Below are 20,108 nucleotides of genomic sequence, written 5' to 3' on the forward strand. Positions count from 1 at the left end.
ACAGTGGACCCGACCGGGCTTTTTCCCTCTTTCGGCAATTTCTTCGTGAACGCGGCAGCCTTCGCGGTGGCGCTTTCGGTCATCGTCGCGGTGCATGAATTCGGCCATTACATCGTCGGCCGCTGGTCCGGGATCCATGCCGAGGTCTTCTCGATCGGGTTCGGTCCGAAGCTTTTCAGCCGCGTGGACAAGCGCGGCACGCGATGGCAACTCGCCGCGATCCCGCTGGGAGGCTATGTCCGTTTCCTGGGTGACGCCGACGTGGCTTCTGGTTCGCCCGACGAGGAGACGCTTTCCCATCTTTCGCCGAAAGAGAAGCGGCACACCCTGCACGGCGCTCCTCTCTGGGCGCGGGCGGCGACGGTTGCTGCGGGGCCGATCTTCAATTTCGTTCTTTCCATCCTGATCTTCGCCGCCGTGATGCTGGTTTCTGGCGTGGCGACGGAAGTGCCGACCGTCTCGCAGGTGAAACCGCTTCCGAGCGGCAGCGGCGAGATCCGCGAAGGGGATCAGATCGTCGCGGCCGATGGCATCGCGACTCCGGATTACACGGCACTGTTCGAAGCGATAGGCGAACTGCCCTCCGCACCCGAGATGACCTATGTGGTCCTGCGCGACGGGCAGGAGCTTTCGGTCACTGGCCCGGCGCTCTATCCGCCGCGGGTGGAAGGCATTGCGCCCGGCACGGCGGCGAGCGATGCCGGGCTCCAGCGGGGTGACGTCGTGATCGCCGCTGACGGTGTTCCCGTCAACGTCTTCGCCGACCTCCAGGCAATGGTCAAAGAGGCCGAAGGGCGTCCGATCCAGCTCACCGTTTGGCGTGAGGGCGAGGGGGAGTTCGAAGCGGCACTCGCCGCGCGCCGAACCGACATTCCGAGGGCAGAGGGCGGGTTCGAAACGCGCTGGCTCATCGGCGTCACAGGAAGCTTCTTCTTCGAGCCAGCCGTCCGCCGCCCCTCGCCTTGGGAGGCCACGACCGGGGCCGTCTCCCAGACCTGGGACGTCGCGGCGACGTCGCTTTCGGGCCTTTGGCACATGATCACGGGGGCGATCTCGTCCTGCAACCTCCGGGGACCGATCGGGATCGCCGAGAGTTCCGGGGCTGCGGCATCGCAGGGTCCGGCCGACTTCATCTGGTTCGTCGCCTTCCTTTCGACGGCGATCGGGCTTCTGAATCTGTTTCCGATACCGGTTCTGGACGGCGGCCACCTGGTTTTCCACGCGTGGGAATGGAGCACGGGGAAACCACCGTCGGAAGGCGTTCTGCGGTTCCTGATGGCGGTGGGCCTTGCACTTGTCCTGGCGCTCATGACGCTTGGTCTGGCGAACGACCTGTTCTGTCCGTGACACCCGGGAATCGGGCAATGTCTTTGCCCGGCAATGACTTGGGTTCGACCGCCGAGAGACCCCTCTCGCGCCCCGCCGAGTTCTGCCTGTGATCGGAGTGGAAATTGGTGGTGCGGGAAAACCGCATCACTCGTTCCTTTCCGTTGCTTGGACCTTTTGACAAGCCCCCCCAATACGGCTAGTGACGGGGTGAACTTTTTGCCGTCTTAATTTAGCGCCTGGGGGGGCGAATATGTACGAAACCCACGCTCGCGGTCGGCTGGCTGCGTCCCTTATGCTGACGCTTCGCCTCTCTGCTGTGCCCTTCGTATTCGCTCTGTCATCCGTGGCGACGGCGCCTGCGGCTTATGCGCAGGCATACACCTTCAGTCAGATCCAGATCGAAGGCAACGAACGGGTCGAGGCCGCGACGATTCTCAAGTATGCCAGCATCCCGCGCGGGCAGACGATTTCGGCGGCGCAGCTCAACGACGCTTACCAGCGGATCGCCGGTTCCGGCCTTTTCGAAACCGTGGAGCTTGTTCCTTCGGGCGGCACGCTGGTCATTCGGGTGCAGGAATATCCGACGATCAACCGGGTCAGCTTCGAAGGCAATGCGCGCATCAAGGACGAAGACCTCGCCGGGATCGTCGAATCGCAGTCGCGCCGCGTCTATTCTCCCTCTCAGGCCGAAGCCGATGCCGCTGCGATCACAGAGGCTTATGCGCAATCGGGCCGTCTCGCCGCGCGCGTCGATCCGCGCATCATCCGCCGCTCCGACAATCGCGTGGACGTCGTCTTCGAAATCCGCGAGGGCCGGGTCACCGAGATCGAGCGCCTTTCCTTCACCGGCAACCGCGCGTTCTCGGATCGCCGCCTGCGGCAGGTACTGGAGACCAAGCAGGCTGGCCTGCTTCGGACCTTCATCAAGGCCGATACCTTCGTCGGCGACCGCATCGCGTTCGACCGCCAGGTTCTGACGGATTTCTATCGCTCGCGCGGCTATGTGGATTTCCAGGTTCTCGGCGTTTCCTCCGAGTTCTCGCGTGAGCGCGATGCGTTCTTCCTGACCTTCAACGTCCAGGAAGGCCAGAGCTTCAAGTTCGGCAAGATCACCGCGGTGAGCGAGTATCCCGGCGTGGACGTCGCGCCTTACGAAGCGGCGATCAAGGTGCGCGAGGGGGCGACCTATTCCCCGGCCGCGGTCGACAACACGATCAGCCGCATGGAGGCCGTCGCGCTGAAGGAGGGTCTCGACTTCCTTCGCGTCGAGCCGCGAATCACGCGAAACGATCGCGATCAGACGCTGGATGTCGCGTTCGTCCTGACGCGCGGCCCGCGGATCTTCGTCGAGAGGATCGACATCGAGGGCAACGCGACGACGCTTGACCGCGTGATCCGGCGGCAGTTCCGCACCGTCGAAGGCGACCCCTTCAATCCACGCGAGATCCGCGAGGCGGCGGAACGTATTCGCGCCCTCGGCTTCTTCTCCAGAGCAGACGTCGAGGCGGTTCAGGGCTCGGCCCAGGACCAGGTCGTGGTGGACGTCAACGTCGAGGAACAACCGACGGGCTCCCTGTCCTTCGGGGTCAGCTATGGCGTTGCCTCGGGCGTGGGCTTCGCGGCGAGCTTCCAGGAAACCAACTTCCTTGGCCGCGGGCAGCTGCTTTCGGTTTCGATCGGCGCGGGTGTTCGGTCAGCGAACTCGAACCTCACCTTCGTCGAACCGGCCTTCCTTGGGCGTGACCTGAAGTTCCGCTTCTCCGCCTATTACAACACGTCCGAGCAGGACTACGAAAACTACGACACCCGGATGATCGGCATTTCGCCGGCGATCGAATTCCCGGTGAGCGAGTTTGGCCGTCTGGAACTGCGGTACAAGGTGTCCGAGGACACCATGGACAACTACGACGCGACCGATCCGGACGCCAACCCGGGCGGGATCATCGATCTGGAAACGCAGGAAGGTTCGCTCATCACCTCGGGCGTCGGCTATACCTACAGCCACGATACGCGCCGCGTGGGTCTCAATCCGAACGCCGGTGTGCTTCTGCGCTTCGGTCAGGATTTCAATGGCTTGGGCGGCGACGTGAAGTCCGTCGTGACCACGGCGCTCGTCTCGGCGGAGACGAAGGTGCTGAACGAGGAAGTGACGCTTCGTGCGGAGCTCGAGGGCGGCGCGCTGAACATGCTGGACGGGCAGTCGAGCCGCGTCATCGACAGGTTCACGGCCAACGGAAAGATCCGCGGCTTCGAGCCGAACGGCATCGGCCCCGTGCAGGGCGACGAGGCTCTTGGCGGCAACTACTTCGCGGTGGCGCGCTTCGAGGCTGATTTCCCGATCGGCCTGCCTGAAGAGTACGGCATCAGTGGTGGCGCGTTCGTCGATGTGGGCTCCGTCTGGGGTCTTGATGTGGGCGGCGCCGACTTCAACAGTGACGACATGAAGCTGCGGGCCGTGGCCGGGCTCTCGGTCTACTGGACGACTCCGATCGGGCCGCTGCGCTTCAACTTCTCGCGTGCGCTTCAGAAGGAAGACTACGACAAGGAGCAGCGTTTCGACCTGACGGTTTCGACGCGGTTCTGATGCGTAGGAGCTTGACGCCGGTGGCGTTTCTGGCGGCTGCGATATTCGCAGCCGCCATTGCTTTGCCGGCGCGCGCGCAGGAGGCTCCGAGGATCGAGGTTCCGAGCCCGATCCTGACGCTGGACCAGGAGAGGCTCTACGCGGAAAGCCTCTGGGGCAAACGTGCGGCGGCCGATCTGGAATCGGCGTCCGCGGCCCTGGCAATGGAGAACCGCCGGATCGAAGCGGAGCTCACGGAGGAGGAGCGAGCCCTGACCGATCGCCGGGTCTCGATGCAGCCCGAAGAGTTCCGGGCCGCAGCCGATGCTTTCGATGCGAAGGTCGAGGAAATCCGCCGGGTGCAGGACAGCAAGGCACGGGAACTTGCCCGCCTGCGCGACATCGAGCGTCAGAATTTCTACAAGGCGGCATTTCCCGTCTTGGGAGAGGTCCTTCGCGACCGTGGCGCGGTGGCGATTCTGGACAACCGGGCCATCTTCATCGCCAGCGACGCGATCGACGTGACCGACGAGATGATTTCGAGGATCGACGCCGCATTGGGAGAGGGCAAACCGCCCGAAAGCCTGTCGGGGCAGGATGACGCCACCGCCCCGCCTTCGGACGCGCCAGCGACGGTGCCGTCCGATCAGTAGTGGGGCGTCCGGCCCTGCTTGCCAGCCCCGAAGCTTGTTGCTAGCTAGGCCGAAGCGCAAAGAAAGACAGTGAACACAAGGTCGGGGAAGGACATCGAATGACTGAGGCAAGCGCGATCACCGAGGCCGACATCCACCTCATTCAGCGGATCATCCCGCACCGCTATCCTTTCCTTCTGATCGACAAGGTCTACAATATCGTCCCCTTCAAGGGATGCGTCGGCGTCAAGAACGTCACGTTCAACGAGCCCCATTTCCAAGGCCATTTCCCGCAGACGCCGATCATGCCGGGCGTCACGATCATCGAGGCGATGGCGCAGTCGGCGGCGGTGCTGGTCGGCGTTTCGCTGGACGTGATCGACCGTGATCTCCTCGTCTATTTCATGGCGATCGACAGCTGCAAATTCCGTCGCAAGGTGGTTCCGGGCGACGTTCTGGAACTCCACATGACCGTCAAGCGCGGCGGCGGAAAGATCTGGAAGTTCCGGGGCGAGGCGACGGTCGGCGGTGAGCTTGCCTGCGAGGCCGAGATCACGGCGATGCTGGACCTTCGGGACTGACCATGGCGATTCACTCGTCGGCCGAGATTCATTCCAGCGCGGTCGTCGAACCCGGGGCCGTGATCGGTCCGGACTGCCGGATCGGCCCTTTCGCGCTGATCGGTCCGGAGGTTCGTCTTGCCGCTGGGGTCGAAGTGAAGAGCCACGCGGTCGTGACGGGTCAGACCGAGATCGGCGAAGGCACGGTCGTCTTCCCCTTCGCGGTCCTCGGCGAAGTGCCGCAGGATCTGAAGTTCAAGGGCGAGACGACGCGCCTCGTGATCGGCGCGCGGAACCGGATCCGGGAACATGTCACGATGAACACCGGGACGGCAGGCGGCGGCGGGGTGACGCGCGTCGGCGACGACGGGTTGTTCATGGCCGGCTGCCACGTCGCGCACGACTGTCAGATCGGGGATCGGGTGATCCTCGTGAACGGGTCGGCCGTGGCGGGCCATTGCGTGATCGAGGATGACGTGATCGTCGGGGGCATGTCCGGCATCCATCAGTGGGTGCGTATCGGACGCGGCGCCATCATCGGTGCGGTGACCATGGTCACCGCCGACGTGATCCCGCATGGCCTGGTGCAAGGGCCCCGTGGTTCGCTCGACGGACTGAACCTTGTCGGTCTGAAGCGGCGGGGCGTCGACAAGGCCGAGATCGCGGCGCTCCGCGACCTCTACATGGCGCTGTCGGAAGGCAATTTCCGGGAAACCGCCCGGCGCCTGGCCGATGAAGGCGCCGATAGCAACTATGTCCGTGAAGTCCTTGATTTCATTCTTGGCCCGTCGGACCGATCCTTCCTGACGCCGAGATGAGCCCGACGGCGATCATCGCGGGCGAAGGGGTGCTGCCGGGGCTCCTGTGCGCGTCTCTAGCGGGGCAGGACATTGTCCTTGCGGAACTGGAGGGGTTTCCCGCCTCTCTGCCAGGCAAGAGCGCGGAGCGTTTCCGCATCGAGCGTCTGGTTCCCTTCCTTGACCGGCTGCGGGAACTTGGCGTGGGCCGCATCTGTTTCGCGGGCGCGGTGCGCCGGCCGCGGCTCGAGCCCGAAATGTTCGATCCGCGGACGGCGCAGCTCGTGCCCCGTCTTCTGGCCGCAATGCGGTCCGGGGACGATGCGGCGTTGCGTGCCGTCATCGGGATCTTCGAGGAATGGGGTTTCGAGGTCGTCGGCGCGGGCGACATAGCGCCGGACCTGGTTCCGGGAGCGGGCGTTCTGGCGGGAACCGTGACGGATGCGGATGCCCGGGATGCCGATCGCGCTGCCGAGATCGTGGCCGCGCTCGGTGCCGTGGACGTGGGGCAGGGCGCGGTCGTCGCGCAGGGCCTGTGCCTCGCGGTGGAGGCGCTGCCTGGCACTGATGCGATGCTCGACTTCGTCGCGCAAACCGGCGCGGCGCTGCGGCCCGATCCGAAAGGGGCGCGGGGCGTCTTCTACAAGGCGCCGAAGCCGGGGCAGGACCGCCGGATCGACCTTCCCGCGCTCGGCCCGGAGACCCTGCGCCGTGCCGCCAAGGCGGGACTCGCAGGTATTGCATGGGAGGCGAGTGGCGCCCTCCTTCTCGGCCGCGAGGAGATGGTCGTGGAGGCTGAGCGGCTTGGCCTCTTCCTCTGGGCGCGGGAGCCATGAAGCTCTTCCTCATAGCCGGTGAACCGTCCGGGGACCGGCTGGGCGGGGCCCTCATGGCGGGCCTGAAGAAGCTTCATCCCGGCGTGCAATTCCTTGGCGTCGGCGGACCGGAGATGGAGGCTCAAGGGCTGACGAGCCTCTTCCCGATGGAAGAACTATCCGTCATGGGCCTGGTCGAGGTCCTGCCAAAATACCGCGAGCTCAAGGCGCGGATCGCAGAAACGGCGGAGGCTGTCTCCGCTGCAGCGCCGGATGCCCTCATCACGATCGACAGCCCGGATTTCACCCTGCGTGTGGCCCGGATTGCCAAGGCGGCCAATCCGGGACTTGCGACCATCCATTACGTCGCGCCGACCGTCTGGGCCTGGCGGTCGGGCCGGGCGGCGAAGATGGCGAAGGTCATCGACCATGTCCTGGCGCTTTTCCCGTTCGAGCCGCCCTACATGGAAGCCGCCGGCATGAGCTGCGACTTCGTCGGCCATCCGGTCGTGACCGAGCCACAGGCGACACCTGAAGAAGCCGCCGCGTTCCGCGAAACGCACATGATCGGCGCGGACCAGCCTTTGGTCCTCTGCCTGCCCGGTTCCCGCCGGGGTGAGGTCAGGCGGCTTGCGCCGCGGTTTGACGAGGCCCTGATGCGTCTCCGCGACCGGGAGCCCGGCCTGCGCGTCGTCGTGCCCACCGTGCGCGGCGTCGCGGAGATGGTGCGGGAGATGTCGGCCCGTTGGCCGCATCCGCCGATCGTCGTCGAGGCCGCGGCCGACAAGAGGGCGGCTTTCGCCGCGGCGGATCTCGCGCTGGCCGCCTCGGGCACGGTGAGCCTTGAGCTTGCCGCTTCGGAAACGCCCATGGTGATTGCCTACGACATGAACTGGCTGTCGCGTTTCATCATCGGGCGGATGCTGAAGGTCGACACGGTGACCTTGGTCAACCTCGTGTCGGAAACGCGCGCGATCCCGGAATTCCTCGGCGCCGATTGCCGCCCCGGACCCATCGCCCAGGCGCTGGCCGAGATCCTGAACGACGACAAGGCGCGGGAGGCCCAGATTGCCGCAATGCGGCTGACCATGACGCGGCTCGGAAAGGGCGGTGAAGCCCCGGGCCTGCGAGCGGCCCGGTCGGTGCTCGCCAAGCTCGGATAGGGCTGACCGCGCGGGTGCCAGGGCGCCCACGTGGCGATGTCTGGGAAAGGCCTCTATGATGGGGGAGTTGTGTTCAGGAGGATTCGGTGATCCGCGTCTTGGCTCTCACGTTCATGTTCATTGCCGGCGCCGCATTCGCGGAGACGCCGGCGCCGGACCCCGAACGGGGTGAGGCGTACTTCGGCATCGCCTGCTCATTCTGCCATCGCACCGCCTCGCTGGTGCGCCCGCTCATTCAGGGCGAGACGCCGGAGGAAAAGACCGCCTGGCTCGACGCTTGGCTGGTGAATCACTCCGCCCCGGATCGCGAGGCGAGGGCCGCGATCATCGCCTATCTCCTGAAGGAGGAATAGGCCCTCAGCGACTGGCGTGAATCCAGCCGCCGCCGAGGATCCGGCTGCTGCCGGTGTCATAGAATACGCAGGCCTGACCGGGGCTCACACCCTCTTCGGGCGTCAGAAGCTCTACCTCGGCCTCAGTCGCGGAAATGGGGCGGATCAACGCCTCGCGCGGGGGGCGGGTGGACCGAACCTTGACCGCGACGCTCCACTCCTTGCGGCTGTCGAGCGGTTGGTCGCCGAGCCAGTTAATCTCGCGCACGGGCACGACCCGGGTCGAAAGCGCCTCCTTCGGGCCGACGACGACGCGCCGCGCCTCGGGGTCCAGCCTGACTACGTAGAGCGGCTCCTCGAGCCCGCCGATCCCCAGCCCGCGGCGCTGGCCGATGGTGTAGTGGATCACGCCCCGGTGCTTGCCCAGGACGTTGCCATCCATATCCACGATCTCGCCCGGATCGGCCGCGCCAGGGCGCAGCTTTTCGATGACGCTCGCGTAATTGCCGTTCGGAACAAAGCAGATGTCCTGGCTGTCCGGCTTGTCAGCGACGGCGAGCCCATATTTCGCAGCCAGCGCCCGCGTTTCGGACTTGGACGCGAGGTGGCCGAGGGGAAAGCGCAGGAAATCCAGCTGTTCTGGCGTCGTCGAGAACAGGAAATAGCTTTGGTCCCGTGTCGGGTCGGCAGCGCAATGCAGTTCGGGGCCACGCGGCCCCATCTTCCGCTGGATGTAGTGCCCGGTCGCCATGCAGTCCGCGTCGAGTTCGCGCGCAGTTTCCAGTAGGTCCTTGAACTTCACGCGCTCGTTGCAGCGGATGCAGGGCACGGGCGTCGCCCCGGCGAGGTAGGCATCGGCGAACTCGTCGATCACCGCCTGGCGGAACGTGTTTTCATAATCGAGCACGTAGTGCGGGAAGCCCATGGCTTCGGCGACGCGGCGGGCGTCGTGAATGTCCTGGCCGGCGCAGCAGGCACCCTTCTTGGCGAGCGCGGCGCCGTGATCATAGAGCTGCAGCGTGACGCCGACGACGTCGTAGCCTTCCTCGGCCAGCATTGCGGCCACGACGGACGAATCCACGCCGCCCGACATCGCCACGACGACGCGGGTTTCGGCCGGCGGTTTCGGCAGGCCGAGCGAGTTCAGTTTCGTTGCGGTGTCGGTCAATGGCATTGGAGGCTCCGGGTCCGCAGGAATATAGGAAAATGCGAGACACTCACAAGTCCGCGTTTCACCCCTCCTTAAGCCTGCCTCTTCACCTTGCGTCGCAGGACGACCGAGGGGGTGGCCCATGTTTCTGAAGAAAGTCGATGGACCGCGGGCGGTTACCTTGCCCGACGGGACGATACTGACCCGCGCCGATCTGCCGCCGGCAGAAACGCGCCGCTGGGTGGCGAGCCGCAAGGCGAAGGTGGTGAAGGCCGTGGCCTGCGGGCTCATGACATTGAAGGAGGCGTTGCAGCGCTACGAACTGTCGGAGGAGGAGTTCGAACTCTGGCGCAAGGCAGTCGAGACGCACGGGGAAAGGGCGCTGAAAGTGACGGCGATCCAGAAATACCGACAACTTTAAGTTGCACGCATGGAAGGTTATGCGACAGTAACGTGCGGTTAACCAATTGGCGACAAGTTGGCAGGTGACCGAGGTACAAACGCGGAGACCTGAAGATGCGAATCCTGCTGGTTGAGGATGATCCGACCACGTCGCGCAGCATCGAACTGATGCTGACCCATGCAAACCTCAACGTCTACTGCACGGACCTCGGCGAGGAAGGCATCGATCTGGCGAAGCTTTACGACTATGACCTGATCCTCCTCGATCTGAACCTGCCGGACATGAATGGGCACGAGGTGCTGCGCCAGATCCGGCTGGCGAAGGTCGATACTCCGATCCTGATCCTTTCCGGCGCCGATGACACGGAAAACAAGATCAAGGGTTTCGGCTTCGGGGCCGACGACTACATGACCAAACCGTTCCACCGGGAAGAGTTGGTGGCGCGCATCCACGCGATCATCCGCCGCTCGAAGGGCCATGCGCAATCGATGATCCGCACCGGCAAGATCTCGGTGAACCTCGATGCGAAGACCGTCGAGGTCGACGGAAAGTCGGTTCACCTGACGGGGAAGGAATATCAGATGCTGGAACTCCTTTCGCTGCGCAAAGGCTCGACACTGACGAAGGAGATGTTCCTGAACCACCTCTATGGCGGCATGGACGAGCCTGAACTGAAGATCATCGACGTGTTCATCTGCAAGCTGCGCAAGAAGCTCGCCGAGGCAACGGGCGGTGACAATTACATCGAGACGGTCTGGGGCCGTGGCTACGTGCTGCGCGATCCCAGCCCGGCGCAGGTGGAACGGCGCATCGCGATCGGTGCGTGATCAGACATCTTGTCGGCCCCGGCACCGGGGAACCCCGGACCGCGCAGAACGAACGGGGACGGGAGGCGACGAGGTCAGCCGCGACGTGTCGTTTCACGAGGCTGGACCTCCCGGGACGGTCCCCCTATCACTGCGGGTGAGACGTCGCGGGAGGTCATTTCATGTCGTCGGTGGGCAAATCGGCCGGAAGCGTTTCGGGCGCCTTCCCGGACGTGGCGGTCAAGGATCTCGACGAGGACCAGGCCGGGGCAGAAATCGCAAGGCTCACTGAGGAAGTCGAGGCGGCGGACCGGGCCTATCACACGCTTGATGCGCCCGAGATATCGGACGCCGAATACGATGCGCTCAAGCGGCGGCTTGCGGAGATAGAGGCGCGGTTTCCGCAGCTGAAATCGCCGGAAAGCCCGACAGAGAAAGTCGGTGCGCCCTTGGCGGAAGGATTCGCCAAGGTTCGCCACGAGGTCCGGATGTTCAGCCTCGCGAACGCCTTCGAGACCGAGGAGGTGACCGACTTCGACGAACGTGTGCGCAAGTACCTCAACCTCGGCAAGGACGCGGCGCTGACCTACACGGCCGAGCCGAAGATCGACGGCCTGTCGCTGTCCTTGCGCTACGAGCGCGGCAGGCTCGTACAGGCGGCGACGAGGGGCGATGGCGAGACCGGTGAGAACGTGACCGAGAACGCGCGCACGATCGGGGACATCCCGCATCACCTTTCCGGCGCGCCCGACGTCCTCGAGGTCAGGGGCGAGGTCTACATGAGCCATGCCGATTTCGGCCGGCTCAACGAACGGCAGGAGAAAGCTGGCGAAAAGACCTTCGCCAACCCGAGGAACGCTGCCGCCGGCAGCCTGCGGCAACTGGACCCGCGGATCACGGCGGAGCGGCCGCTGCGCTTCTTCGCCTATGGCTGGGGCGCGGCCTCAGAGCCGCTGGCGGAGACGCAATTCGATGCCATCGGGCGTCTGGCGGAGTTCGGGTTTTCCACGAACCCTCTCACGCGTCTCTGCGACGGCCCCGATGCTCTCCTCGATGCCTACCGGACGATCGAGCAGAAACGCGCGACGCTCGGGTACGATATCGATGGCGTGGTCTACAAGGTCAACGACCTTGGCCTCCAGCGCCGGTTGGGTTTCCGCACGGCGACGCCCCGCTGGGCCATCGCGCACAAGTTCCCGGCCGAACTGGCATGGACGCGGCTCGAGGCGATCGACATCCAGGTCGGCCGCACCGGCGCGCTGTCCCCCGTTGCACGCCTTTCGCCGGTGACGGTGGGCGGGGTCGTCGTTTCCAACGCGACGCTGCATAACGAGGACTACATTGCCGGCCGCGACGCCAAGGGGAACCCGATCCGCGACGGCAAGGATATCCGCGTCGGCGACTGGGTCCAGGTCTACCGCGCGGGCGACGTGATCCCGAAGGTCGCCGACGTGGACCTTTCGAAGCGTCCGGAGGACGCGGAGCCCTACGAATTCCCGAAAACCTGCCCGGAGTGCGGTTCGGAGGCGATCCGGGAGGATGGCGACGCGGTGCGCCGGTGCACCGGAGGGATGATCTGCCCGGCGCAGGCGGTCGAGAAGCTGAAGCATTTCGTCTCGCGCGCGGCCTTCGACATCGAGGGGCTCGGCGGCAAGCATGTCGAGGCTTTCTACGAGAAGGGCTGGATCAGCGAACCGGCGGATATCTTCACGCTGGGGGAAAATCATGGCGACGAGCTTCGGCAGTTGGAGGGCTGGGGCGAGAAATCCGCAGCGAACCTTTTCGCTGCCATCGACATGCGTCGGCGGATCCCCCTGAACCGCCTGATCTTCGCGCTCGGCATCCGGCATGTCGGAGAGAGTTCTGCATCGCTTCTTGCGAACGACTACGGCACGTGGGAGGCCTTCGAGGCCGCCATGACCTCGGCTCGTATCGGCGAGGGCGACGATTGGAAACGGCTGACCAACATTAACGGCGTGGGCGATGTGATGGCGACGTCGCTGGTGACGGCATTCCACCAAGAGGCGGAGCGCGCCTCGATCGACCGGCTGGTCTCGATGCTGGAGGTCGAGCCCGTGGTCCGGCGCGGTCCGGTCGAAAGCCCGGTCGCCGGGAAGACGATCGTCTTCACCGGGACGCTGGAGAAGATGACGCGGGCCGAGGCCAAGGCGCGCGCCGAGGCGCTCGGGGCAAAGGTCGCGGGGTCGGTTTCGGCGCGGACCGACCTCGTCGTTGCGGGGCCCGGAGCCGGTTCGAAGGCGAAGGAGGCCGAGCGGCTTGGCGTCGAGATGATCGACGAGGAAGCCTGGCTCGCGCTCATCGGCGGATGACCGGGCGTCCGTCCATCCTCTTCCCGCTCTTCGCGGAGCTGGAGACGCTGCCCGGGGTGGGCGCGAAGACGGCGAAGCTCCTGTCCCAGATGGGGATCGAACGGCCGCGCGATCTCGTCTTCACCTTGCCGTATTCGGGCGTCGACCGCCGCTTGCGCCGGTCGATCCGGGAGGTGGTGCCGCCCGCGACCGTTACCGTCGAGGTGGAGGTCGGGGCGCATGTGCCATCGCGCCGCAAGGGGGGCCCAGCGCGGGTCTTCGTCCGCGATGCCGAAACCGAGTTCCAGTTGGTGTTCTTTCACGCGCGGCCCGAAATCCTCGCGCGGCAGCTGCCGACGGGGCAGCGGCGCGTGATTTCGGGAAAGCTGGAGATCTTCGACGGCGTCGCCCAGATCGTCCATCCTGACCACATCCTGCGCCCGGAAGAAGCGAAGGACCTGCCCGAGTTCGAGCCCGTCTACCCCCTTACCGCTGGCCTCAGCCTGCGGACGATGGCCAAGGCCGCCGCGGCCTCGGTGGAGAGGATTCCTGATCTCGAGGAGTGGATCGACCCGGCGCTGAAGCTTCGGGAGGGGTGGCCGGACTGGGCCGATGCCATCAGGGCCGCGCATGGCCCGAAGGGGAATCCGGACCTCGCGCCGACGGCGCCGGCACGCCAGAGGCTCGCCTATGACGAGTTCTTCGCCCATCAGCTGACGCTTGCCCTCGCCCGCAGCGCCCTACGTCGCGGCAAGGGTCGGCCATCCGTCGGGAACGGCACGCTTCAGCGCAGGGTCCTCGATGCCTTGCCCTTCCGCCCGACCGGAGCGCAGGAGCGCGCGATATCAGAGATAGCCGCCGACATGGCGTCGGACCGGCGCATGAACCGACTGCTTCAGGGGGACGTTGGCGCGGGCAAGACGCTCGTCGCGTTCCTCGCGCTTCTCATCGCCGTGGAGGCGGGCGGGCAGGGGGTGATGATGGCCCCGACAGAAATCCTGGCGCGCCAGCACCTCGAAAGCCTGCGCCCCATGGCGGCGGCTGCCGGCGTCCGGCTCGAGCTTCTGACGGGCCGTGACAAGGGGGCGGAGCGCGCCACGAAGCTCGCTGCGCTGAAGGAAGGGAAGATTCAGGTCCTCGTCGGCACGCACGCGGTTTTCCAGAAGGATGTGGATTTCCATGACCTTCGCCTTGCCGTTGTCGACGAGCAGCACCGTTTCGGCGTTGCGCAACGCATGGAGCTTGGTGCGAAGGGGCGGGCCGCGGACGTTCTGGTGATGACGGCGACGCCGATCCCGCGTTCGCTGGCGCTTGCGAATTACGGCGACATGGACGTCTCGCTTCTGGATGAAAAGCCGCCCGGGCGGAAGCCGGTGCAGACGGCTCTCGTCGCGACCAGCCGTATGGAGGAGGTGGTCGACCATCTCCGTCGCGCGGTTGCCGAGGGGCGCCAGGCATACTGGGTCTGTCCCCTGGTCGAAGAGAGCGAGGTCGTGGACCTGACCGCCGCGCAGGAAAGGTTCCGTTCCCTTCGGGCCGCCTTGGGCGAAGGCGTCGTGGGTCTGGTGCATGGGCAGATGCCGCCGTCGGAAAAGGACGTGGCGATGGCGGATTTCGTCGCGGGCCGGACCAAGGTTCTTGTCGCCACGACGGTGATCGAGGTGGGTGTGAACGTGCCCAATGCCTCGATCATGGTCATCGAGCGGGCGGAGATCTTCGGCCTCGCGCAGCTTCACCAGCTGCGGGGCAGGGTGGGGCGGGGTTCCGAGAAGTCGACATGCCTGCTCCTCTACCAGTCCCCGCTTTCGGAGACGGCCGAGCGCCGGCTCGCGATCCTCCGCGAGACGGAGGACGGGTTCCGGATCGCGGAAGAGGATCTCGCCATGCGCGGGGCTGGCGACCTGATCGGCACGGCGCAGTCGGGACTGCCCAAGTTCAGGATCGGGGACCTGGAAAGACAAGCTGCTCTCATGGCCGTGGCACAGGATGACGCGCGGGCGCTGCTTGCCGCGGATCCGGAGCTATCGGGTCCGCGTGGACGTGCGGCGCGGGTCCTTTTGTGGTTGATGGAGCAGGATCGGGCGATCCGGCTCATCACGGTGGGATAGACGAATCCCCCAGAAATCCACCTTTGTTCACAAAAGTTCCTAAAATGTTCTTTACAGGTTCGGGTGAATATGAGAACAAAGGATAAACATCTCTCGTAACAGGGGGACCGCCCAATGATCGCTGACCTGAAATCCGTTCTTCGCCGTGCTTCGCCGACGCTGATCGAGGACACGCTGGGCGCTGCGGCGCTTGCTGTGATGTTGATCGTCGGCCTGCATCTTCCCGGCCTCGTCTGAGACCGGCACGCTCTGCCTCGCGCATTTCCGCCCGGAGCGGCGCGCCTGATGCTTTCAGTCGACGCGCCCGTTTGTCACTGCCTGTCCCCAAGGGGATACCGGCCCGGTATCCCAAGGCCGCCCGGATCCGGAAGATGCGCCACTCGCCGCCGCTCCTCTTGGGGCGGCGGCTTTTTCATGCGCAGCGGGCCTTTTCGGCGGCTTCCATCGCCTCGGCAGTAGCCTCGAGCGCGAGGAGGATCGATGCGTGGCGGTTCTTGTACTCCCGCGCGGGCAGCAGGACCTCCAGCCCGTCGAAGGGCGCGGAGGGAACCGGACCGTTCTCCTTCAGCATGGCGCGAAGTTCATCCCGTGCCCGTTCGATCTCGGCCCGGGTCCGGCCAATGGCGACCGAGCCCAGGACCGAAGCGGATGCCTGGCCCAGGGCGCAGGCCTTCACGTCCTGCGCGAAGTCGGCGATGTGGCCATCCTTCACCACCACGTCGACGGTGACCGTCGAGCCGCAGAGAGGCGAGCGGCGCCGTGCGGACGCGTCCGGTGCCTCAAGCCGGCCGGCATGCGGAATGTCGGCGGCAAGCGCGAGAATACGCTGCGAGTAGAGCTTTATCAGGTCCTGGTCGCTCATCGCTTTCCCTTCAGCTTTCGCCGCCACGGCTTTTGTCCTAGATAGCGTCCGGACTCCCGCTTGCAAAGGTGCACCATGGCCTCCTCTCTGCGCTTTGATCCCGCGACGCTCGCCTACGACGCCCGCGGCCTCATCCCCGCGATTGCGCAGGACGCCCGGAGCGGCGAAGTGCTGATGCTTGCCTGGATGAACGAGGGCGCCGTGACGCGGACGCTTGAGACTGGACGTGTAACCTATTGGTCACGATCGAGAAATGCCTTCTGGGTGAAGGGCGAAACCTCGGGTCATGTGCAGAAGCTCGTCGACTTCCGCTTCGACTGCGACCGCGATTGCCTGCTCGTGCTCGTGCAACAGGAAGGGCCGGCCTGCCACACCAACCGGCGCTCGTGCTTCTACACAGCCGTGCGTGATGGCGCCGAGGTCGAGATCATGACGCCGGAGCCGTGAGGCCCGCGCGGGAGATCAGACAAGGCCCACCATCTTCCTGATGTCGGCGGGGGATGCGCCCTCTTCCCGGTAGCGCCGTATGGCGCGGGCGTCGTCGCGCTTGGCAAGCCGCTTGCCATGCTCGTCACGGATCAGCGGATGGTGGTGATAGTCCGGTGTCGGCAAGCCGAGGAGCGCCTGCAAAAGGACGTGGATGCAGGTCGCGTCGAACAGATCCTCGCCGCGAACGACCTCGGTTATCCCCTGCGCCGCGTCGTCGACCGTGACCGCCAGGTGGTAGGAGGTGCCCATGTCGCGCCGGGCGAGGAGGACATCACCGACGCTGGCCATCACTTCTTCGGCGTCGATCCGATGCTGCCCTTCGTGCCGTGGTCCTGTTTCGGTAAACACCGGAAACCGGTCAGCCAGGTGATCCAGCGCCTTTCGGACATCGAGGCGAATGGCATCGCTGGCTTCGGCCTCCGCCATCGTGCGGTGGCGGCAGGTGCCGGGATAAACGAGTCCGTCAGGGCTGTGGACGGGTGGGGCAGCACCTTCCTGCGGCGCGGAGAGGGCGGCGCGGATCTCGCCCCGTGTGCAGCGGCAGGGATAGAGCAGTCCGAGGAATGCCAGTTGGTCGATCGCTGCATTGTAGGCGTCCGTCCGTTCCGACTGGCGCATGACGGGTGTGGGCCACGACAGGCCGAGCCACTCCAGATCCTCGTAGATCGCAGTTTCGAACTCGACGCGGCAGCGCGCGCGATCGATATCCTCGATGCGGAGGAGGAACTCCCCCGCGTCGGCGCGAGAATGCGCAACGAGTGCGGAATAGGCGTGCCCCAGATGCAGGAGCCCCGTGGGCGATGGTGCGAAGCGCGTGCGCTTCAACCTTGCCCCGCAAGCCATTGCTGGAACGCCTCTTTCGCGCGGTCGGTATAGGCCTTGTAGCGGTCCTTGCGGCCGCGCCGGCCACCTTTGGCGTCGATCGGTGGGAAGAGGCCGAAGTTGACGTTCATCGGCTGGAACGTCTTCGCATCCGCGCCGCCGGTGATATGCGTGATCAGTGCCCCCATCGCGGTCTCCGGCGGGGGCGGCGCGAGATCTTCGCCCTTGGCCTCGGCGGCCGCCATTCGGCCAGCCAGAAGGCCCATCGCGGCGCTTTCCACGTAACCTTCGACCCCGGTGACCTGGCCGGCGAAGCGGACATTCTGCCGCGAGCGCAGCCGCATCCGGTCGTCGAGAAGCGTGGGCGAGTTCAGGAACGTATTGCGGTGAATCCCGCCGAGCCGCGCGAAGCTCGCATTCTCGAGGCCCGGAATCATCCGGAAAACATCGGTTTGCGCGCCGTACTTCATCTTGGTCTGGAAGCCGACGATGTTGTAGAGCGTGCCGAGCTTGTTGTCGCGTCGGAGCTGGACCACGGCATGGGCCTTTTCGTCCGGCTTGTGCGCATTCGTCAGCCCCACCGGTTTCATCGGCCCGTGGCGAAGGGTTTCGCGGCCGCGCTCCGCCATGACTTCGATCGGCAGGCAGCCATCGAAATAGCCCGCCGTTTCGCCCTCGTGGAACTCGGTCTTGTCGGCAGCCAGAAGCGCGTCGATGAACGCTTCATACTGGTCGCGGTTCATCGGGCAGTTGATGTAGGCGGTGCGTTCCTCTTCGGTCTCGCCCTTGTCGTAGCGCGACTGCTTCCAGGCGACCGACATGTCGATGCTTTCGGCGTAGACGATCGGTGCGATGGCGTCGAAGAAGGCCAGTGCCTCGGCGCCAGTTTCGGCCCGGATCGCCTCGGCAAGCGCGGTGGAGGTCAGGGGGCCGGTCGCGATGATCCAGGACCCGTCGGAGGGCAGGGCCGTCACCTCGCCTTCGACGACGGAGATCAGGGGATGGCCCCGGAGGCGTTCCGTCACGGAGAGCGCAAATGGATCCCGGTCAACGGCAAGGGCTCCGCCTGCGGGCAGGCGGTGCGCCTCGGCCATTTCCATGATCAGGCCGCCGGCAGCGCGCATTTCCCAGTGGAGGAGCCCCACGGCGTTCCGTTCGTCATCGTCCGAACGGAACGAGTTCGAACAGACCATCTCGGCGAAATGCCCGGTGCGGTGGGCGAAAGTCCCCTTATCGGGACGCATTTCGTGCAGCACGACAGGCACGCCCGCCTGGGCCGCCTGCCATGCAGCTTCGGAGCCGGCCATGCCGCCGCCAATGATGTGGATCGGTTCTACCATTTGGGGGTGATGTAGCGACCCCCAGACGAAAAGGGAAGTCTCAGGCGCTGCGCCGTTCCGGAAGCGGGTTCACGGCTTTGTCAGCGCCGCTGGCGGCTCGGTTCGCGGGCACACCCGAAGCGGTCTTGGCTGCGACGAGGTGCCGGCGCGCCTGATGCGCTTCAGCCGCGGATTTCCCGCGGGTCGGGACCGCCAGCGGATTGGTCAAGAGCAACGCGTCGACCACCTGGACCTTGGTGCCCGAGAGCAGGAAGAGCGCCGCCACGAGCGCCATATCGCGCGTCAGGGAGGTGAGGGCGGCTGCCGGCTCGAAGGCGCCGCCGGTCCGAAGGAGGCTCGCCCAGAGAACGTAGACCGCAAGGACGAATGCCGCGGTCCGCGCAAGGCGACCGAACATCGTGACAGCCGCGGCGGCGCAGGCCGCGGCGGCGAAGAGCCAGCTTTCGATCGAATGCGGCAACGCTTGGGCATATGCCGCGATTCCCGATGTCATCGCGGCAAGGCCCGAGGCCGCGACGAAGAAATAGGAGGCAATGAGGATACGAAGCCCGTGAACAACTCCGTCCATTCCGTCGATCTGGGTAACCGCCTTGCTGGCCATCTTGCACCTTCCAATCACACGCAATGCTACCGCAGGCTTGGCGCGAGGCAGGTAGGTTCCAATGCGCCGAGTGCTTGTCACTGCAAAGCAAGAGGAACCGAATCAATGCGGCGATATTTTGACTAAATGTTAAACTTTGTCGGCCTTCGTGGAGCGTGCCGCGGGAACACCGCCCGAGAATCGGACACTGCTTCGGGCGCGCCCGCCTCAGAACCTGCCGAGCGCGAGAAGCGGCCGCGCGGGTTGCCACGTTCCGAAAGCACGATGATCGACCGGCCGCTTCTGCCCCCTGGCTCCGGAAAAACGCCAGGTCAGGCCGGCCATGACGACGGGCTCTGTCGGCGCGGAGTCGCGGCCCCAGAGACCCGTCGCGCCCATCGCTGCAGTGATCTCGATCCGGCCATCCCCGATGCCGTGCCGCAAGCCGGCCAGCCATTCGTATCCGGTCGCTGAGATCGCGGCCTCGTCGAACTCGGCGAGCGTCGCTTGTGCGAAGACCGAGGTTCGGTCCGAATACGCGTGGCTGATGCCGCCAGACACCGAGACGAAATCGACATTGCGCATGGCCGAACCGTGGATCATGCCCGCGCCTGCGCGCGCTTCCACGATGGTGCCGCCGCCAATTACAGCCAGGACCTCGATGCCGGCGGACCCGATCGTGAGCTCCCGGTCGTCCATGTCGGCGAGGCTGGCGAAGAACCCGTATTTCCGGTCCCTGCCCGGCGCGAGATAGACGTGAAGGTCGACCTGTCCCAGGAAACCATCGTCAATCACCTCGCCGCCGAGGTCGAGTTGCACGCCATGGGCAGGGCCGGTCCGGAAATCGCCGGTCAGATGCAGTGCCGAGCTGGCGCCGTCGTTCCCCGTGGCTGCGGCCCAGCCGTCGAGTTCTGCGAAATTGAGCCCGATATCCAGGCTTTGGGCAGCGACCGGTCCGGCCGCGACTGCCAAGGTCGCGACCAGAGGCGGAAGTAACCCGCGCAGCGCCTGCGGGGCGATCTGAAGGGCTTTCATGGTGATCTCGCTC

The 20,108-nt window shown here is 65.5% G+C and carries 20 protein-coding genes; 14 read left to right on the plus strand and 6 right to left on the minus strand.

What is annotated here, in order from left to right; all coding sequences use genetic code 11:
- The first annotated feature begins 3 nt into the window (after positions 1–3).
- The 8 genes from rseP (at position 4) to ABCN56_RS01070 (ending at position 8,212) form a co-directional block, all read left to right on the plus strand.
- Positions 4–1,347 carry an RIP metalloprotease RseP gene (rseP, locus tag ABCN56_RS01035; protein ID WP_425466053.1) on the plus strand — a complete coding sequence of 448 codons (1,344 nt, stop codon included), beginning with the start codon at positions 4–6 and terminating at the stop codon, positions 1,345–1,347.
- A 232-nt stretch (positions 1,348–1,579) separates the two neighbouring features.
- Positions 1,580–3,913, plus strand: coding sequence for an outer membrane protein assembly factor BamA (gene bamA, locus ABCN56_RS01040; protein ID WP_425466054.1), 2,334 nt, complete (start codon positions 1,580–1,582; stop codon positions 3,911–3,913).
- Positions 3,913–4,545, plus strand: coding sequence for an OmpH/Skp family outer membrane protein (locus tag ABCN56_RS01045; RefSeq protein ID WP_343078920.1), 633 nt, complete (start codon positions 3,913–3,915; stop codon positions 4,543–4,545). Before bamA ends, ABCN56_RS01045 begins: the two co-directional genes overlap by 1 nt.
- A gap of 98 nt (positions 4,546–4,643) precedes the next feature.
- The gene (fabZ, locus tag ABCN56_RS01050) at positions 4,644–5,105 is read left to right on the plus strand and encodes a 3-hydroxyacyl-ACP dehydratase FabZ (RefSeq protein WP_343078921.1); all 462 of its coding nucleotides are present in this window, start codon (positions 4,644–4,646) and stop codon (positions 5,103–5,105) included.
- Between the two features lie 2 nt (positions 5,106–5,107).
- On the plus strand, positions 5,108–5,902 hold the full coding sequence (gene lpxA, locus ABCN56_RS01055; RefSeq protein ID WP_343078922.1) for an acyl-ACP--UDP-N-acetylglucosamine O-acyltransferase: 795 nt from the start codon (positions 5,108–5,110) through the stop codon (positions 5,900–5,902).
- Entirely contained in the window at positions 5,899–6,717 is an 819-nt protein-coding gene (locus tag ABCN56_RS01060) for an LpxI family protein (protein ID WP_343078923.1), read from the plus strand. The genes lpxA and ABCN56_RS01060 overlap by 4 nt, the downstream gene beginning before the upstream one ends.
- Positions 6,714–7,859, plus strand: coding sequence for a lipid-A-disaccharide synthase (lpxB, locus tag ABCN56_RS01065; protein ID WP_343078924.1), 1,146 nt, complete (start codon positions 6,714–6,716; stop codon positions 7,857–7,859). The genes ABCN56_RS01060 and lpxB overlap by 4 nt, the downstream gene beginning before the upstream one ends.
- 86 nt (positions 7,860–7,945) lie before the next feature.
- Positions 7,946–8,212, plus strand: a complete 267-nt coding sequence (locus tag ABCN56_RS01070; protein WP_343078925.1) for a hypothetical protein — start codon at positions 7,946–7,948, stop codon at positions 8,210–8,212.
- A 4-nt stretch (positions 8,213–8,216) separates the two neighbouring features.
- Here the strand turns inward: ABCN56_RS01070 and mnmA are convergent, their stop codons facing one another.
- Positions 8,217–9,365, minus strand: a complete 1,149-nt coding sequence (gene mnmA, locus ABCN56_RS01075; RefSeq protein ID WP_343078926.1) for a tRNA 2-thiouridine(34) synthase MnmA — start codon at positions 9,363–9,365, stop codon at positions 8,217–8,219.
- A 118-nt stretch (positions 9,366–9,483) separates the two neighbouring features.
- Here mnmA and sciP point away from each other — a divergent pair, with 118 nt between their 5' ends.
- The 5 genes from sciP to ABCN56_RS01100 all read left to right on the plus strand — a co-directional run bounded on the left by sciP (position 9,484) and on the right by ABCN56_RS01100 (position 15,204).
- Positions 9,484–9,762, plus strand: coding sequence for a CtrA inhibitor SciP (gene sciP / locus ABCN56_RS01080; RefSeq protein ID WP_343078927.1), 279 nt, complete (start codon positions 9,484–9,486; stop codon positions 9,760–9,762).
- 95 nt (positions 9,763–9,857) lie between these two features.
- The gene (ctrA, locus tag ABCN56_RS01085; RefSeq protein ID WP_343078928.1) at positions 9,858–10,571 is read left to right on the plus strand and encodes a response regulator transcription factor CtrA; all 714 of its coding nucleotides are present in this window, start codon (positions 9,858–9,860) and stop codon (positions 10,569–10,571) included.
- A gap of 161 nt (positions 10,572–10,732) precedes the next feature.
- Complete coding sequence (gene ligA, locus ABCN56_RS01090; protein WP_343078929.1) at positions 10,733–12,880, plus strand: NAD-dependent DNA ligase LigA; 2,148 nt, start codon at positions 10,733–10,735, stop codon at positions 12,878–12,880.
- A complete protein-coding gene (recG, locus tag ABCN56_RS01095) occupies positions 12,877–14,967 on the plus strand; it encodes an ATP-dependent DNA helicase RecG (protein ID WP_343078930.1) in 2,091 nt (696 codons plus the stop codon). The genes ligA and recG overlap by 4 nt, the downstream gene beginning before the upstream one ends.
- A gap of 114 nt (positions 14,968–15,081) precedes the next feature.
- The gene (locus tag ABCN56_RS01100) at positions 15,082–15,204 is read left to right on the plus strand and encodes a hypothetical protein (RefSeq protein WP_343078931.1); all 123 of its coding nucleotides are present in this window, start codon (positions 15,082–15,084) and stop codon (positions 15,202–15,204) included.
- A 175-nt stretch (positions 15,205–15,379) separates the two neighbouring features.
- Here ABCN56_RS01100 and ABCN56_RS01105 read toward each other — a convergent pair whose 3' ends face one another.
- Positions 15,380–15,829, minus strand: a complete 450-nt coding sequence (locus tag ABCN56_RS01105; RefSeq protein WP_343078932.1) for an iron-sulfur cluster assembly scaffold protein — start codon at positions 15,827–15,829, stop codon at positions 15,380–15,382.
- 87 nt (positions 15,830–15,916) lie between these two features.
- Between ABCN56_RS01105 and hisI the strand changes: the two genes are divergently transcribed.
- Positions 15,917–16,276, plus strand: a complete 360-nt coding sequence (hisI, locus tag ABCN56_RS01110; RefSeq protein ID WP_343080085.1) for a phosphoribosyl-AMP cyclohydrolase — start codon at positions 15,917–15,919, stop codon at positions 16,274–16,276.
- A gap of 15 nt (positions 16,277–16,291) precedes the next feature.
- Here the strand turns inward: hisI and gluQRS are convergent, their stop codons facing one another.
- From gluQRS to ABCN56_RS01130, 4 genes are all read right to left on the minus strand, one after another.
- Complete coding sequence (gene gluQRS / locus ABCN56_RS01115; protein ID WP_343078933.1) at positions 16,292–17,143, minus strand: tRNA glutamyl-Q(34) synthetase GluQRS; 852 nt, start codon at positions 17,141–17,143, stop codon at positions 16,292–16,294.
- The gene (gene trmFO / locus ABCN56_RS01120; RefSeq protein ID WP_343078934.1) at positions 17,140–18,480 is read right to left on the minus strand and encodes a methylenetetrahydrofolate--tRNA-(uracil(54)-C(5))-methyltransferase (FADH(2)-oxidizing) TrmFO; all 1,341 of its coding nucleotides are present in this window, start codon (positions 18,478–18,480) and stop codon (positions 17,140–17,142) included. Before trmFO ends, gluQRS begins: the two co-directional genes overlap by 4 nt.
- A 40-nt stretch (positions 18,481–18,520) precedes the next feature.
- Positions 18,521–19,081 carry a hypothetical protein gene (locus tag ABCN56_RS01125; protein WP_343078935.1) on the minus strand — a complete coding sequence of 187 codons (561 nt, stop codon included), beginning with the start codon at positions 19,079–19,081 and terminating at the stop codon, positions 18,521–18,523.
- 207 nt (positions 19,082–19,288) lie between these two features.
- Positions 19,289–20,095, minus strand: a complete 807-nt coding sequence (locus tag ABCN56_RS01130; RefSeq protein WP_343078936.1) for a hypothetical protein — start codon at positions 20,093–20,095, stop codon at positions 19,289–19,291.
- Between the last annotated feature and the right edge of the window lie 13 nt (positions 20,096–20,108).

It is taken from the genome of Ostreiculturibacter nitratireducens (assembly GCF_032670585.1).
Lineage (GTDB): Bacteria > Pseudomonadota > Alphaproteobacteria > Rhodobacterales > Rhodobacteraceae > Ostreiculturibacter > Ostreiculturibacter nitratireducens.